Genomic DNA, 13,464 nt, shown 5'->3' on the forward strand with positions numbered 1-13,464 from the left:
TGTGCATGCCTCCCGCTCACCTGTCCGCCTGTTGTCCCTCAGCCTTTTCCCCTACGGGCCATGGGCGCAACCTCGGATCCGAGGATTCTGCGCAGGCATCCCAGACATCTGGAACGTTCTGGCCCAAGACTGCCCTGTGACATACCCAACTCGCCTGCGATTTCACGGTAAGTGAGGTCTTGCGGGGACAGCAGCGCACCGATGAGGCGGGGGCAGCGGCCGGGGAGCCTGCGGATCGCGGCGTGCAGCGCGGCGGCCCTCTCCCGGTCCAGCGCCTCGCGCTCGGGGTCCGATCCGGCCGTCTCTGCGGCAGGTTCGGTGACGTAGGGCTGCTCGCTGCGGTCCGCGCCTCGCTGGCGGTTCGCCTCGGCGCGGACCGTCGCCGTGAGCCAGGCCGCCGGGTCCGCCGGCGGGCCCTGGGTGCCGAGGTGTTCCAGGAGGCGGACCCAGACGGCCTGTTCGAGGTCGCGGGGCTCGGCGGCGCCGGGGAGTTCGGCGCGGACCTCGGCCGCGAGCAGGGGCCGCAGGGTCTCGATCACCGTGTCGTACGTCATGCCCGGCGGGACGCGGCGGCGCGGGCACCTGGTTGCCGTCGCCGCCGCGTCTCACTCCAACCGGCTCGGGCGGGTCAGCCGTTGACGAAGTCCTCGCGGGCGAGGAGGGCGGTGTCGCAGTTGTCGGAGAAGATCCCGTCGATCCCGGTCGCGAAGTACGCCTGGAAGGCGCCGAACGCGTCACCGTAGGCGTTCGGGTCCGTGCCCTTCTTGAAGTCGGCGGGCAGGAAGGTGTTCTCGTTGCGCATCGTGTACGGGTGCAGGATCAGCCCGGCCCGGTGCGCGTCCCGTACGAGGGTGGTCGGCTCCTTGAGCCTGCCCGCCGCGTCCTTGGGGATGATCAGGTCCAGGGTCGGGCCGATGCCCTGCGCGTACGTCGCGATCTCCCCCAGCCCCTTGGGGGTGATCAGGTCGGCGACGGTGCGCGGGTCGCCGATGTCGACGAAGTCGGCCGGGCGGGAGTTCGCCGTGGAGAGCAGGACGACCAGCGGGTTGCCGACCAGCTTGTTCAGGCGCTGGATGCTCGTCGGCTCGAAGGACTGGAGGAACGCGGGCGAGTTCTTCTTGTCGAGCCGGTATGCGCGCAGCAGCTTGGCGAGGCGCTCCTCCAGACCCAGGCCCAGCTTGCGGAAGTAGGTGGGGTGCTTGGTCTCGACGTGGATCCACACCTCGCGCCCGCGCTTCTTGCTCTGCGCCGCGCGCCACTTGAGGACCTCTTCGAAGGTGGGGATCTCCCAGCGGCCGTCGTAGAGGGTGTTGTGCTGCCGGGTGCCCGGGATGCGTTCCTTGGCGCGCAGCGTCTTCAGCTCGGCGAGCGTGAAGTCCTCGGTGAACCAGCCCGTGGTGGAGACCCCGTCGATGACCTTCGTGGTCTTGCGGCCGGCGAACTCGGGGTGCGCCGACACATCGGTGGTGCCGCCGATCTCCGGTTCGTGACGGCATACGAGGTGACCGTCCTTGGTGGGGACGATGTCACCCGCTTCTATGACATGTGCGCCCATGTCGAGCGCCAACTGGTACGAGCCCAGGGTGTGCTCGGGGCGGTAGCCGCTGGCGCCTCGGTGCGCGACGATCGTGGGCACGGGCAGGCTCTTGTACCCCCGTCCGGAGTGATTCCCGCCACTGTCACGGTCGGCGGCCGCTGCCACTCCGGGGGCGGCGAGGGCGGCCGCGCCCGCGCTCAGGACCGCGGCGCCCAGCAGCGAGCGCCGGCCCAACGCCCCCTCGGTCCGCGCCTCCTGCGCGCCCTGCGCCTTCTGCGACTTCTGCGACTTCTCGTTCCCCATGAAGCACTCCTCCGCCAAGTCCCGCCTCGCACCTGTCAAAGCGGGTCGATCGTAGGTGGGCGGGAGTGACTAGTGGGAGACCCCGGGCCTAACGTCAGGGTGATGCGGGATGACTGCTGGGGCTCGCTCCGGCACAAAAGGGGTGTGGATTCAGGTCAACTCTGCGTATCGACTCCGTGAACCCGATGTGCAAGGGGTACCCGGCCGCGAGTATCGTCCTCACCTGCACAATCCCCACCATCCATTCCTTGACACCGGAGGGCCCGTTGTCCGGCTTCGCGTTCATCAAGGCAGTGCTCGGACCGATCATGCGCCTGATGTTCCGCACGCGTGTGGAAGGCGCCGAGAACATTCCGGGCACTGGCCCCGTCATTCTGGCGGGCAACCATCTGACGTTCATCGACTCGATGCTCCTGCCGCTGGTCTGCGACCGGCAGGTGTGCTTCATCGGCAAGGACGAGTACGTCACCGGCAAGAGCTTCAAGGGCCGCCTGATGGCCTGGTTCTTCACGGGCGTCGGCATGGTCCCGGTCGACCGGGACGGCGCCAACGGCGGTGTGGCCGCGCTGATGACCGGCCGCCGGATCCTGGAGGAGGGCCGGATCTTCGGGATCTACCCGGAGGGCACCCGCTCCCCCGACGGCCGCCTCTACCGCGGCCGCACCGGCATCGCGCGGCTCACCCTCATGACGGGCGCGCCCGTCGTCCCCTTCGCGGTGATCGGCACGGACAAGCTGCAGCCGGGCGGGTCCGGGATGCCGCGGCCCGGGCGCGTGACCATCCGGTTCGGTGAGCCGATGGAGTTCTCCCGGTACGACGGCATGGGCCGCGACCGCTACGTGCTGCGCGCCGTGACCGACTCCGTGATGGCGGAGGTCATGCGCCTTTCGGGCCAGGAGTACGTGGACATGTACGCCACGAAGGCGAAGGCCGCGTAAGACACACACCTGGGCCCCGGCCGCCGGAATCATCCGGTGACCGGGGCCCAGGTGTGTGTCGGGCGTGTCGGGCGTGTCGCTGTCGGGCGTGCCGGGCTACTTCTCCAGGTGCTGGCCCCTGAGCAGGAACCAGGCCGCGACCGCCGTCGCCAGCAGGACCGCCGCGCCGATGCCCGCCGCCACCTGGAGGCCGTCCACGAAGGCGGTCTGCGCCGATGTCAGCAGGGTGTGCGCCTGCTCGGCCGGGAGCGACGAGGACGCCTCGACCGCGCCGCCCAGCGATTCGTGCGCCGCCGACGCGACGTCCGCGGGGGTGCCTGGCGGCGCCGTGAAGCCCGCGTAGACGCCCGTGACGATCGAGCCGAGCAGGGCGATGCCGAGGGCCGCGCCGAGTTCGTAGGCCGTCTCGGAGACCGCCGAGGCCGCGCCCGCCTGTTCCTTGGGCACGCTGGAGAGGATCACGTCCGCGGTGACCGTGAACGCGAAGCCGGCGCCGACCCCGACGATCAGGAGCACCGCGCCGAGCAGCGGGTAGCCCGTGTCCTGGCTCAGGGTCGTCAGCGCGGCCAGGGCGAGGCCCACGGCGGCCAGTCCGCCCGCGACGACGGCACGCACCGAGAAGCGGCGCGCCACCATTCCCGCGACCAGACCGGCAGCCACCGCGCCCACGGCGGCGGGCAGTTCGGCCAGCCCTGCCTCGAACGGCCGCCGCCCTTGCACCAGTTGGAGGAACTGGGACAGGAAGAAGACGAGCCCGGACAGGCCGAGGATGGTCAGGAGGTCGGCCAGGACCGCCCCGGAGAAGCCCCGGTTGCGAAACAGCCGCATGTCCAACAGGGGCGAGGACAGTGTGAGTTGGCGGCGGACGAACCAGGTGAGCGCCGCGACGCCGAGGACCGCGGACACGGCCACGTCCCAGCGGAAGCCGTGCGCCGCCGCTTCCTTCACCGCGTAGACGACACCGATCATGCCGACGAGGGAGAGCCCGACACTGACCAGGTCCCAGGGGCCCGGGACCGGGTTCTTCGACTCGGGGATGAGCTTCGCGCCGACCACGACCAGGACGGCCATCACGGGCAGGTTGATGAGGAAGACCGAGCCCCACCAGAAGTGTTCGAGCAGGAAGCCGCCGACCACCGGGCCGACCGCCGCGCCCGCCGACGCCATGGCGCCCCAGATGCCGACGGCCAGCGAGCGCTCGCGCGGGTCGTGGAAGATGTTGCGGATCAGGGCCAGGGTCGACGGCATGAGCGTCGCGCCCGCCACGCCCAGCAGGGCGCGGGCCAGGATCATCAGCTCGGGCGTCGTGGCGTACGCGTTGAGGACCGAGACCGCGCCGAACGCGACCGCGCCCACGAGGAGCAGCTTCTTGCGGCCGATGCGGTCGCCGAGGCTGCCCATGGAGACGAGGAGGCCGGCGATGACGAAGGAGTAGACGTCGCCGATCCACAGGAGCTGGGTGCCGGAGGGCTTGAGGTCCTCGCTGATGTACGGGGTCGCCAGGCCGAGGACCGTCGCGTCCACGGCTACGAGCAGCACCGCGAGCACGAGGACGCAGAGGGCGAGCCACCGTCCGGGGCGCGACACCACCTCCGCCGCGGGGGCGTGCTGCTTCGTGCCGGTCATGCTTCCACTCTCCGTCGTGCGCCGCCGAGCAGCAGCTCGGCGATCATGTAGGTGAAGTCCTTCGCCGCCACGCGGCCGTCCTGTACGGCCCAGGCGCCGCTGCCGATGAGTCCGTAGAGCGCCTCGGTCAGCCAGGCGGGGGTCAGATCGATGCGGAACTCGCCCGCTTCCTGGCCGCGCCGGAACAGCGCCGCGATGCGGGTGTCCAGGCGGGCCCAGCCCACGTTCTGCCCGTCGCCCTCGAAGAGCTGGTTCTCGGTGACGAGGAGGGCGAGCAGCGGGGCCGCGTGCTCTATTTCGCCGATGAGCCGGCGCAGGGCGTCCTCGGCCCGGTCCTCGTCGAGACGGGCCCGGTCGAGCGCGGTCTCGCACTCGCGGATGCCGAGATCTTCCAGGGCCCGTACGAGGGCGTCGCGGCCCGCGAACTGGCGGTGCAGGGTGGCGCGGCTGATCCCCGCGGCCCGTGCGACCTCGTCCATCGTGGCCGTGGACTTGCGGGTGAGCAGGGCGGCGGCGCTGCGCAGCACCTGTTCGCGGTCTACAGACATGAGACGAGAATAACCCAGATGAGACATACATGTCTCACCGAGAGTGGCCCGCTACTCCGGTAGCCCGATCGCTCACCCAGTGTTACGACTGTCAGTACGTTCGCGTCCTTGGAGGTACGGGCATGGGGTGCTGCATCTTCGCGGCGATGGCGGCGATCGGGCCGCGGGTCGCACTCGTCCTCACCTGGCTGTTCACGACTCTGGTGGATCGCGCCTTCACCGGTGTGCTGCTGCCGCTGCTCGGGCTGATTCTGCTGCCGTGGACGACCTTGGGGTTCGTCTTCGCGTACGCGCCCGTGGCCGGGGTGCACGGTGTCGGGTGGCTTGTGGTGCTGATCGGGCTGTTGCTGGATCTGTCGAGCTATGGCGGCGGGGCGCGGTCCCGGCGCTGAGCCGACACCGCCCCCGCCCCCGCAGAGGTACGCCGAAGGGCCCGGCTCGTCCACGTACGGACGAACCGGGCCCTCCGGCGTTGCGTTGCTTACGGCCGCTGCTCCTTGACGTCTTCTTCTGGGCGCCTACTTCTTGGCGTCGGCCCACTCCCGCTGCACCGTCAGGTCCTGCTTGACCTCGGCGAGCTGGATCGCGACCGCGCTCGGCGCCGTGCCGCCGCGGCCGGACCGGGAGGCCAGCGCCCCCGGCACGTTCAGGACCGTGCGGACCTCGGGCGTGAGGTGCTCGGAGATCTTGGCGAACTGATCGTCGGTGAGCTCGTCGAGCTCCTTGTCCTCGGCTTCGGCGACCTTCACGCACTCGCCGGCGACCTCGTGCGCGACACGGAACGGCACGCCCTGCTTCACCAGCCATTCGGCGATGTCCGTGGCGAGCGAGAAGCCGGCCGGGGCGAGCTCCTCCATGCGCTCCCGGTTGACCGTGAGCGTGGCCATCATGCCGGTGAACGCGGGGAGCAGGACTTCGAGCTGGTCGCAGGAGTCGAAGACCGGCTCCTTGTCCTCCTGAAGGTCGCGGTTGTACGCGAGCGGGAGGGCCTTGAGGGTCGCCAGCAGGCCCGTGAGGTTGCCGATGAGGCGGCCCGACTTGCCGCGCGCCAGCTCGGCGATGTCCGGGTTCTTCTTCTGCGGCATGATCGACGAGCCGGTGGAGAAGGCGTCGTGGAGGGTGACGAAGGAGAACTCCTTCGTGTTCCAGATGATGACCTCCTCCGCGATCCGGGAGAGGTTGACGCCGATCATCGCGGTGATGAAGGCGAACTCGGCGACGAAGTCACGGGAGGCCGTGCCGTCGATGGAGTTGGCCACCGAGCCGTGCTCGAAGCCGAGGTCCGCCGCGACGGCCTCCGGGTCGAGACCGAGCGAGGAGCCCGCGAGCGCGCCCGAGCCGTACGGCGAGACCGCCGTCCGCTCGTCCCACTGCCGCAGCCGCTCCGCGTCCCGGGAAAGGGACTGGACGTGGGCCAGGACATGGTGCGCGAAGAGCACCGGCTGGGCGTGCTGGAGGTGTGTGCGACCCGGCATGGCGACGTCGGGGTGCGCCTCGGCGAGACCGACGAGGGCCTCCTGGAGCTCCGCGAGGAGTCCGCCGATGATGCGGGCGTGGTCGCGCAGGTACATCCGGAAGAGCGTCGCCACCTGGTCGTTGCGCGAGCGGCCCGCGCGCAGCTTGCCGCCGAGGTCCGGGCCGAGGCGCTCGAGAAGGCCGCGCTCCAGGGCGGTGTGCACGTCCTCGTCGGCGATGGTGCCGACGAAGGAGCCGTCCGCGACGTCGGCCTCCAGCTGGTCCAGGCCGCCGATCATGCGGGTGAGCTCGTCCTGGGTGAGCAGGCCCGCCTTGTGCAGCACGCGCGCGTGGGCACGGGAGCCCGCGATGTCGTACGGGGCGAGGCGCCAGTCGAAGTGGACGGAGGCGGAGAGTTTCGCCAGGGCCTCGGCGGGGCCGTCGGCGAACCGGCCGCCCCAGAGGCGGACATCGCCGGTATTGCTGCTCACGTGCTCTGCTCCTCAAGCCGGATGATGGGCGACCACTTGCGCTGACCACAGTATCGCTCTGCATGATTATGCAGAGCGTCGCATGAATCGTCAATCCCGCACCCCGCGAAAACGCGTCGACTTCAGCCTGGACGGACCATCGGAGCTGCCGTCCCCGCTGCCGCCCGCTACGTTCTCACCCATGCGCCTTCTATGCCGTTTAGGGGTTCTTCGCCGCTTAGGGGTTCTTCGCGCCGGAATCATCACGTCCGCCGTGTTGCTGTGCACGCTGGGCGTCGCCGCCCCGCCGGGCAGCGCCGCCGTCGCCCCGCTGCCCGCCCGCATGGCAGACACGGGCGGCGGCAGCCAGCTCATCACCGCGGAGGCCCGGCGGGCCTCCTCGACCAGCGGCACGGTCACCTGGTGGAACCGGCGGGCCGGCGGGCGCTGGGTGAAGGCCGGTTCGGCGCCCGCGCGGTTCGGCGCGAAGGGGCTCGTCGAGGGGGGCCGGCGCAAACAGGGCACGAACACGACGCCCACCGGCCTGTACGACCTGCCGTTCGCGTTCGGCAACGCGGCGGCGCCCAAGGGCACGTCGGTGGTGTACCGCCGGGTGCACCGCGCCTCCTGGTGGTGCCAGGACAACGACTCGCGCTCCTACAACCGCTGGACCGAACCACGCCCGCGCGACTGCCGCGCCGCCGAGTCCGAGCACCTCGCCGACTACAAGAAGCAGTACGCGCACGCGCTGGTCATCGGCTTCAACTACCACCGCCCGGTGCGCGGCCGCGGCGCCGGGATCTTCCTGCACGTGAACGGCCGCGCGGCGACGGCCGGCTGCGCCTCCGTGCCGAAGGCGGACATGCGGCGGATCCTGAAGTGGGTGCGGCCCGGGCGGTCTCCGCACCTGGCGATCGGGACGGCGGGCGGGGCGACGGCCATCACCCGGTACTGAGAGCCCTCCCCCGAACCCCCGTCCGCGCGGGCCGGTACCGCCGCGGACAACCCGCCCCGATCGCGTACAAGCCGGTCCCGATACGCGTGTAGCGACCACATATCGAGACGCGGTTGCGTCCGCGTACAGCGGCGGCGTTGCATCGCCCGGTGCACAGCGAAACCGAACAGACGCTCCCCAGTCCCCCCGAGAAGTCGCCGCGGCCGGGCGGGTCCGCCGACCGGGCGGCCCGGCTCGCGGTCACCGTGTTCCCCGTACTCGTGCTCGTCGCGGGCGCGCTGGGGCTCCTCACCCCCGGCACCTTCGCCGGGTGGGGCACGAACGTGCCCTACCTGCTGGGCGTCGTCATGTTCTGCATGGGGCTGACCATGACCCTCGGCGACTTCAAGGGCGTCGCACAGCGTCCGTGGGCCGTGGGGCTCGGGCTCGTCGCGCACTACGTGATCATGCCGGGGCTCGGCTGGGTCATCGCCCACGCGCTCGGACTGTCCCCGCAGCTGGCGGCCGGCGTCATCCTCGTCGGCTGTGCGCCGAGCGGCACGGCGTCCAACGTCGTGACCTATCTCGCCCGCGGCGATGTCGCCCTGTCGGTCTCCGTCGCCACGGTCTCCACCGTGCTCGCCCCGCTGATCACCCCGCCGCTGACACTGCTGCTCGCGGGTGAGTACCTGCCGGTGGACGCGGGGTCGATGATGACGGACATCCTCAAGACCGTGCTGCTGCCGGTGCTCGCGGGCCTGGTGGTGCGGCTGGTGCTCGGCCGCTACGTGGACCGGGTGCTCCACGTGCTGCCGTGGCTGTCCGCGCTCACGATCGCGGTGATCGTGGCCGTGGTGGTGGCCGGCAGCGCCGAGACGATCAAGTCGGCGGCCGCGCTGGTGCTGCTCGCCGTCGTGCTGCACAACGGACTGGGGCTCGCCCTCGGATACGGCGCCGGCAAGGTGGCGCGGCTCGGGCCGCCTGCGTCGCGCGCGATGGCGTTCGAGGTCGGTATGCAGAACTCCGGGCTCGCCGCGTCCCTGGCCACGGCCCACTTCAGCCCGCTGGCCGCACTGCCCGCGGCGGTGTTCTCCGTGTGGCACAACGTGTCCGGCGCGCTGGTCGCGGCATGGATGGCGTACCGGTCGAGGGCTGCCGAGGCCGCTGGATCCGCCGAGGTCGCTGGGGCCGCAGGAGCTGCCGAGAAGGGCTGAGCCGTAGCCGCGTAGAAGAGAAGCCGGCCAAGTCGACACTGGACAGGTGTAGACAGGTCGGCTTCTTCGTGTCTACGGTCTAGACATGCCTGGACAGGTTCATAAGCATCATCGTGTCGCCCATGTGCTGGCGGAGGAGATCCGCAGCGGTGTGCACGCCGACGGCAGCAGGCTGCCCGGCGAGCACGCGCTGCGGGAGCGGTTCGGGGTCAGCCGGACGACCGTGCGGCAGGCCCTCGGTGTCCTCGGTGAGCAGGGGCTCATCGAGACGCACGCCGGGATCGGCTCGATCGTCACCTTCGACGGCACCCCGCTCGACCAGCGCCTCGGCTGGACCCGGGCGCTCGCCGAGCAGGGCACCGAACTGACCACGCGGACCCTGCGGTTCGAGCGGACACGGGATCCGGAGCTCGCCGCCGAACTCGGTCTGCCGAGCGACGGGTTCATCGCGCTCGACCGTGTCCGCCGGCTGTCCGACGGGCAGGGCGTCTCGCTGGAGTTCAGCCGGGTGCCCGCGGTCGGGCCGCTGGCCGATCTGGTCGAGCGCGGTCTCGACGGCGGCTCGCTGAGCCGGTCGCTCGCGGCGGCCGGCCGGGTCCCCGACTCCGGCGAGGCGCACATCGCCGTCTCCGGACTCGGCGCGGACGACGCGGAGACCCTGCACCGCGCCCCCGGCGAGTCCTTCCTCCGTGTCGCCCAGGTGTTCCGCGACGCGGACGGGAGCGTGGTCGAGCAGGTCACGAGCCTGCTGGATCCGTCCCGGTTCCAACTGCACGTACGTAGCGGCCGAGGAGGCCACCCTTGAGCACCACCCCCGATCACGACCTTCATCACGACGGTGAGCCCGGCCTTTTCGACCGTGCCGCCGGAGCGTTCTACGGGCTCGCGCTCGGTGACGCCCTCGGGATGCCGACGCAGGTGATGTCGCGCGAGGAGGTCGTCCGCGCCTACGGCACGCTGAGCGGCTTCGAACCCGCGCGGCACGACAACCCGGTCAGCGCCGGTATGCCCGCGGGGTCCGTCACCGACGACACGGACCAGGCGGTCATCGTGGCGCGGCTGATCGTGGAGGGCGGGGGGCACGTCGACCCGCTGCGGTTCGCCGAGGAACTCCTCGCCTGGGAGCGGGAGATGAAGGCCAAGGGCTCCTTCGACCTGCTCGGCCCGTCGACCAAGGCGGCCCTCGACGCCGTGGCCCGGGGCACCGACCTGAAGGAGGCCGGCAAGTACGGCACCACGAACGGGTCGGCGATGCGGGTCACCCCGGTCGGGATCGCCTTCCCCTGCGCCCCGGACGACATCGAGCCCTTCCTGGACCGGGTCGTCGAGTCCTGCCAGGTCACGCATGACACGACCATCGGTGTCGCGGCCGCGGCGGCCGTCGCCGCGGCCGTCTCCACCGGTGTCGCCGGTGGCTCGCTCGACGAGGTCTTCGACGCCGCGATCGCCGCGTCGGCGGCCGGCGGACGGCGTGGCCACTGGATCGCGGGGGCCAGCATTCCGGCGCGGATCGCGTGGGCGCGCGAGCTGGTCGCCGGTCTCGACGAGGCCGAGGCGCTCGACCGGATCGACGCGCTGATCGGCACCAGCGTGGCCAGCCAGGAGTCCGTCCCCGCGGCCTTCGCGGTGCTCGCGCTGACCGGCGGCGACCCGTGGCGCTCCGCGCTCCTCGCGGCGAACCTCGGCGGGGACAGCGACACGATCGGCGCCATCGCGGGCGCGATCGCCGGTTCCGTCCGCGGTCTGGGCGCACTGCCCGCCGACGCCGTACGCACCCTGCGCGAGGTCAACGGACTCGAACTGGAGCCGCTGGTCCGGCAATTGCTGACCTACCGCACCGCCCTCTGAAAACCCACACCCCCGTCAGTACCGAGCTGGAGCAAGGAGGTTCCGCCATGGCCGCTTCAACGAAGAACGACCGCGTCGGCACCGTGGAGACCCGAGGGATCGAACCGGTCCCCGACAGCGAGCGGCACGGCCACGCCGGCCAGATGTTCTGGACGTGGTTCGCCGCCAACATCTCGATCCTCGGGCTGCCGCTCGGCGCGACGCTCGTCGCCTTCCGCGGCCTGAACATCTGGCAGGCCGTGCTCGTCGCGGTGGTCGGCGCGGTGGGCTCGTTCGCGCTGGTCGGCGCGCTCAGCCTGGCGGGCAAGAAGGGCGGGGCGCCCGCTCTGACCCTGTCCCGCGCGGTCTTCGGGCAGCGCGGCAACCACGGGCCCACGCTCATCTCGTGGCTCAGCCGGGTCGGCTGGGAGACGATCACCACGACCACGGCGGCGTACGCGCTGCTGGCCCTGCTCAACACCCTCTTCGGCGTCGGCAGGGGCACCGTCCTCACCCTCGTCTGCCTGCTGGTGTTCATCGTCTGCACGTTGCTGATCAGCGGGCTCGGGCACGCCACGATCATGTGGATCAACAAGTGGGCCACCGTCCTCTTCGGCGTCCTGAACCTGGTCGTGATGGGTTTCCTCGTCGCGACCGTGGACTGGTCGAAGGTCCTGGACACCCCGGCAGGGCCGGTCAGCGGTGTCGTCGCGGGCATCGGCTTCATCGCCGCGGGCACCGGCATCGGCTGGGCCAACGCGGGTGCGGACTACGCCCGTTACCTGCCGAAGTCGATCCCCGGCGGGCGGCTCGTGCGAGCCTCCGCGTTCGGCGCTGGCATTCCGCTGGTGCTGCTGATCTCGCTCGGCTCGCTGCTCACGGCGGGCGACCCGTCGCTCGCCACGTCGGCGGACCCGGTCGCGGCGATCAACGCGATGCTGCCGTCGTGGATGGCGGTGCCGTATCTGATCGCGGCGTTCGGCGGACTGCTGATGTCCAACCATCTGTCCACGTACTCGGCCGGCCTGACGATGATCACGCTCGGGCTTCGGGTGCCGCGGGCCTGGGCGGTCATCCTGGATGTCGTCCTGATGTTCCTCGGCGGCGTGTACTTCATGCTGATCGCGGACGACTTCTACGGCCCGTTCAGTACGTTTTTGACGCTGCTCGCCGTGCCGATCTCGGCGTGGATCGGCGTGATCGCCGTCGACATGCTGCGCGGCCGTGCGTACGACCCTGCGGGGGTCATGAACACGGGGCGCGGCAGCCGGTACTGGTACAGCGGCGGCTTCCATCTGCCCGCCGTCGTCGCGTGGGTGGCGGCGATCGTGGCGGGGCTGCTGTTCACGACGGCGTCGACGAGCGCGGACGACGTGTGGTTCGAGGGCCCGCTGGCCGGGTCGTGGTTCGGTGAGAACGGGCTCGGCTGGCTCGTCGCGATCGTGGTGGGCGGTGCTCTGTACGCGCTGCTCGGGCGCCGTTCGCCGGTCACTTTCGACTCCCCCGATGCCGATTCAGTCGCCCTTGAGGAGGCCGCCCGATGAGTGCCCCGATCACTGATCCGGTCGCTGAGCCGATCACTGCCGGTTCTCGTGTGGTGCTCGCCGGGAACGTCATCGCCGATCTCGTCATCGACGTGCCCGCGCTGCCCGAGCGCGGCGGCGACGTCATCGGTACCCGTACCGCGCTGTACGCGGGCGGTGGCTTCAACGCCCTGACGGCGGCGCGGCGGCTCGGTGCCCCGGCCGTGTACGCGGGGTTGCACGGCACCGGCCCTTATGGGGAGCTGGTGCGGTCCTCGCTCGCGGCGGAGGGTGTCGAGGCGTTGCTTCCGGTACGTACCGACGGTGACACGGGGTTCTGTGTGGCGCTGGTCGACGGGGGCGGCGAGCGGACGTTCGTGACGAGTTTCGGGGTCGACGCGCGGATGACGCCGGACGAGGCGGCGGGGATCGCCGCGTCGGTGCGCGGCGGGGACCTTCTCCAGGTCTCCGGGTACGGGCTGGTGATGGAGGTCAACGGGCCGCTGCTGTCCGGCCTGGTGGCGGGTCTGCCCGACGATGTCCGGGTCTGTTTCGATCCGGGGCCTCTGGTGGCGGACATTCCGGCGGCGGTTCTGGATCCGGTGCTGGCCCGCGTGGACTGGCTGAGCTGCAATGCGCGGGAGGCCCGGCTGTTGTCCGGCGTGGCCGGGCCCCGGGAGGCGGCGGAGGTGTTGCGCGGGCGGTTGCGGAGTGGGGCCGGGGTGCTGGTGCGGGCCGACGCGGACGGGTGTTTTCTGGCTCTGCCCGAGTCCGGGGGCGGGTCCGGGTCCGGGTCCGGGTCCGAGTCCGGGTCCGGGTCCGGGTCCGGGTCCGGGGGCGTGGTGCATGTGCCCGGGTTTCCTGTGGAGGCCGTGGACAGTAATGGGGCCGGAGATGCGCATGTCGGGGCGTTTTTGGCGCTGTTGGGGCGGGGGGTGCCTGCTGTGGATGCCGCTCGGGGGGCCAATGCGGCTGCGGCGGTTGCCGTTACCCGGCGGGGGCCTGCGACCAGTCCTACTCGGGGGGAGTTGGCGGCGTTTGTCGGGGCCGGGCTGGCGGGTGTGCTTCGGCTGGTGTGAGGCTCCCCCG

13 protein-coding genes are annotated in these 13,464 nt (G+C 71.1%); 8 read left to right on the forward strand and 5 right to left on the reverse strand.

Annotated elements, in window-relative coordinates; all coding sequences use genetic code 11:
• Positions 1–38: 38 nt before the first annotated feature.
• Complete coding sequence (locus ABD366_RS15090; protein WP_324776857.1) at positions 39–554, reverse strand: sigma-70 family RNA polymerase sigma factor; 516 nt, start codon at positions 552–554, stop codon at positions 39–41.
• Between the two features lie 74 nt (positions 555–628).
• Positions 629–1,840, reverse strand: coding sequence for a glycerophosphodiester phosphodiesterase (locus tag ABD366_RS15095; RefSeq protein WP_324776859.1), 1,212 nt, complete (start codon positions 1,838–1,840; stop codon positions 629–631).
• 185 nt (positions 1,841–2,025) lie between these two features.
• On the opposite strand from ABD366_RS15095, the gene ABD366_RS15100 reads away from it, so the two are divergent.
• Positions 2,026–2,778, forward strand: coding sequence for a lysophospholipid acyltransferase family protein (locus ABD366_RS15100; protein WP_324776896.1), 753 nt, complete (start codon positions 2,026–2,028; stop codon positions 2,776–2,778).
• A 96-nt stretch (positions 2,779–2,874) separates the two neighbouring features.
• Here ABD366_RS15100 and ABD366_RS15105 read toward each other — a convergent pair whose 3' ends face one another.
• Positions 2,875–4,404 carry an MFS transporter gene (locus tag ABD366_RS15105; protein WP_324776861.1) on the reverse strand — a complete coding sequence of 510 codons (1,530 nt, stop codon included), beginning with the start codon at positions 4,402–4,404 and terminating at the stop codon, positions 2,875–2,877.
• Entirely contained in the window at positions 4,401–4,952 is a 552-nt protein-coding gene (locus tag ABD366_RS15110) for a TetR/AcrR family transcriptional regulator (protein WP_324776863.1), read from the reverse strand. The genes ABD366_RS15105 and ABD366_RS15110 overlap by 4 nt, the downstream gene beginning before the upstream one ends.
• A gap of 122 nt (positions 4,953–5,074) precedes the next feature.
• Between ABD366_RS15110 and ABD366_RS15115 the strand changes: the two genes are divergently transcribed.
• Positions 5,075–5,344 (forward strand): hypothetical protein, encoded by a 270-nt coding sequence (locus tag ABD366_RS15115; protein ID WP_324776864.1) that lies wholly within the window; start codon positions 5,075–5,077, stop codon positions 5,342–5,344.
• A 126-nt stretch (positions 5,345–5,470) separates the two neighbouring features.
• Here ABD366_RS15115 and argH read toward each other — a convergent pair whose 3' ends face one another.
• Positions 5,471–6,898: an argininosuccinate lyase gene (argH, locus tag ABD366_RS15120; RefSeq protein ID WP_324776866.1), complete on the reverse strand. Its 1,428-nt coding sequence runs from the start codon at positions 6,896–6,898 to the stop codon at positions 5,471–5,473.
• 181 nt (positions 6,899–7,079) lie between these two features.
• Between argH and ABD366_RS15125 the strand changes: the two genes are divergently transcribed.
• From ABD366_RS15125 to ABD366_RS15150, 6 genes are all read left to right on the forward strand, one after another.
• On the forward strand, positions 7,080–7,832 hold the full coding sequence (locus ABD366_RS15125; protein WP_411293908.1) for a L,D-transpeptidase family protein: 753 nt from the start codon (positions 7,080–7,082) through the stop codon (positions 7,830–7,832).
• A 149-nt stretch (positions 7,833–7,981) separates the two neighbouring features.
• Positions 7,982–9,025: a bile acid:sodium symporter family protein gene (locus tag ABD366_RS15130; RefSeq protein WP_324776870.1), complete on the forward strand. Its 1,044-nt coding sequence runs from the start codon at positions 7,982–7,984 to the stop codon at positions 9,023–9,025.
• An 85-nt stretch (positions 9,026–9,110) separates the two neighbouring features.
• Positions 9,111–9,830: a GntR family transcriptional regulator gene (locus ABD366_RS15135; protein ID WP_324776871.1), complete on the forward strand. Its 720-nt coding sequence runs from the start codon at positions 9,111–9,113 to the stop codon at positions 9,828–9,830.
• Positions 9,827–10,873: an ADP-ribosylglycohydrolase family protein gene (locus ABD366_RS15140; RefSeq protein ID WP_324776873.1), complete on the forward strand. Its 1,047-nt coding sequence runs from the start codon at positions 9,827–9,829 to the stop codon at positions 10,871–10,873. Before ABD366_RS15135 ends, ABD366_RS15140 begins: the two co-directional genes overlap by 4 nt.
• 47 nt (positions 10,874–10,920) lie before the next feature.
• Positions 10,921–12,396, forward strand: a complete 1,476-nt coding sequence (locus ABD366_RS15145) for a purine-cytosine permease family protein (RefSeq protein ID WP_324776875.1) — start codon at positions 10,921–10,923, stop codon at positions 12,394–12,396.
• Positions 12,393–13,454, forward strand: a complete 1,062-nt coding sequence (locus ABD366_RS15150) for a PfkB family carbohydrate kinase (protein ID WP_324776876.1) — start codon at positions 12,393–12,395, stop codon at positions 13,452–13,454. Before ABD366_RS15145 ends, ABD366_RS15150 begins: the two co-directional genes overlap by 4 nt.
• Positions 13,455–13,464 lie beyond the last annotated feature (10 nt).

It is taken from the genome of Streptomyces kunmingensis, from assembly GCF_039533535.1.
GTDB classification, from domain to species: domain Bacteria; phylum Actinomycetota; class Actinomycetes; order Streptomycetales; family Streptomycetaceae; genus Streptomyces; species Streptomyces kunmingensis.

What these genes read in the sequence shown, in the direction of transcription:
- ABD366_RS15090 (WP_324776857.1), bottom strand. Translation starts at nt 554, where the DNA reads ATGACGTACGACACGGTGATCGAGACCCTGCGGCCCCTGCTCGCGGCC.
- ABD366_RS15115 (WP_324776864.1), top strand. Translation starts at nt 5,075, where the DNA reads ATGGGGTGCTGCATCTTCGCGGCGATGGCGGCGATCGGGCCGCGGGTC.
- ABD366_RS15135 (WP_324776871.1), top strand. Translation starts at nt 9,111, where the DNA reads ATGCCTGGACAGGTTCATAAGCATCATCGTGTCGCCCATGTGCTGGCG.
- ABD366_RS15110 (WP_324776863.1), bottom strand. Translation starts at nt 4,952, where the DNA reads ATGTCTGTAGACCGCGAACAGGTGCTGCGCAGCGCCGCCGCCCTGCTC.
- ABD366_RS15100 (WP_324776896.1), top strand. Translation starts at nt 2,026, where the DNA reads ATGTGCAAGGGGTACCCGGCCGCGAGTATCGTCCTCACCTGCACAATC.
- ABD366_RS15150 (WP_324776876.1), top strand. Translation starts at nt 12,393, where the DNA reads ATGAGTGCCCCGATCACTGATCCGGTCGCTGAGCCGATCACTGCCGGT.
- ABD366_RS15125 (WP_411293908.1), top strand. Translation starts at nt 7,080, where the DNA reads ATGCGCCTTCTATGCCGTTTAGGGGTTCTTCGCCGCTTAGGGGTTCTT.
- ABD366_RS15145 (WP_324776875.1), top strand. Translation starts at nt 10,921, where the DNA reads ATGGCCGCTTCAACGAAGAACGACCGCGTCGGCACCGTGGAGACCCGA.
- ABD366_RS15095 (WP_324776859.1), bottom strand. Translation starts at nt 1,840, where the DNA reads ATGGGGAACGAGAAGTCGCAGAAGTCGCAGAAGGCGCAGGGCGCGCAG.
- ABD366_RS15105 (WP_324776861.1), bottom strand. Translation starts at nt 4,404, where the DNA reads ATGACCGGCACGAAGCAGCACGCCCCCGCGGCGGAGGTGGTGTCGCGC.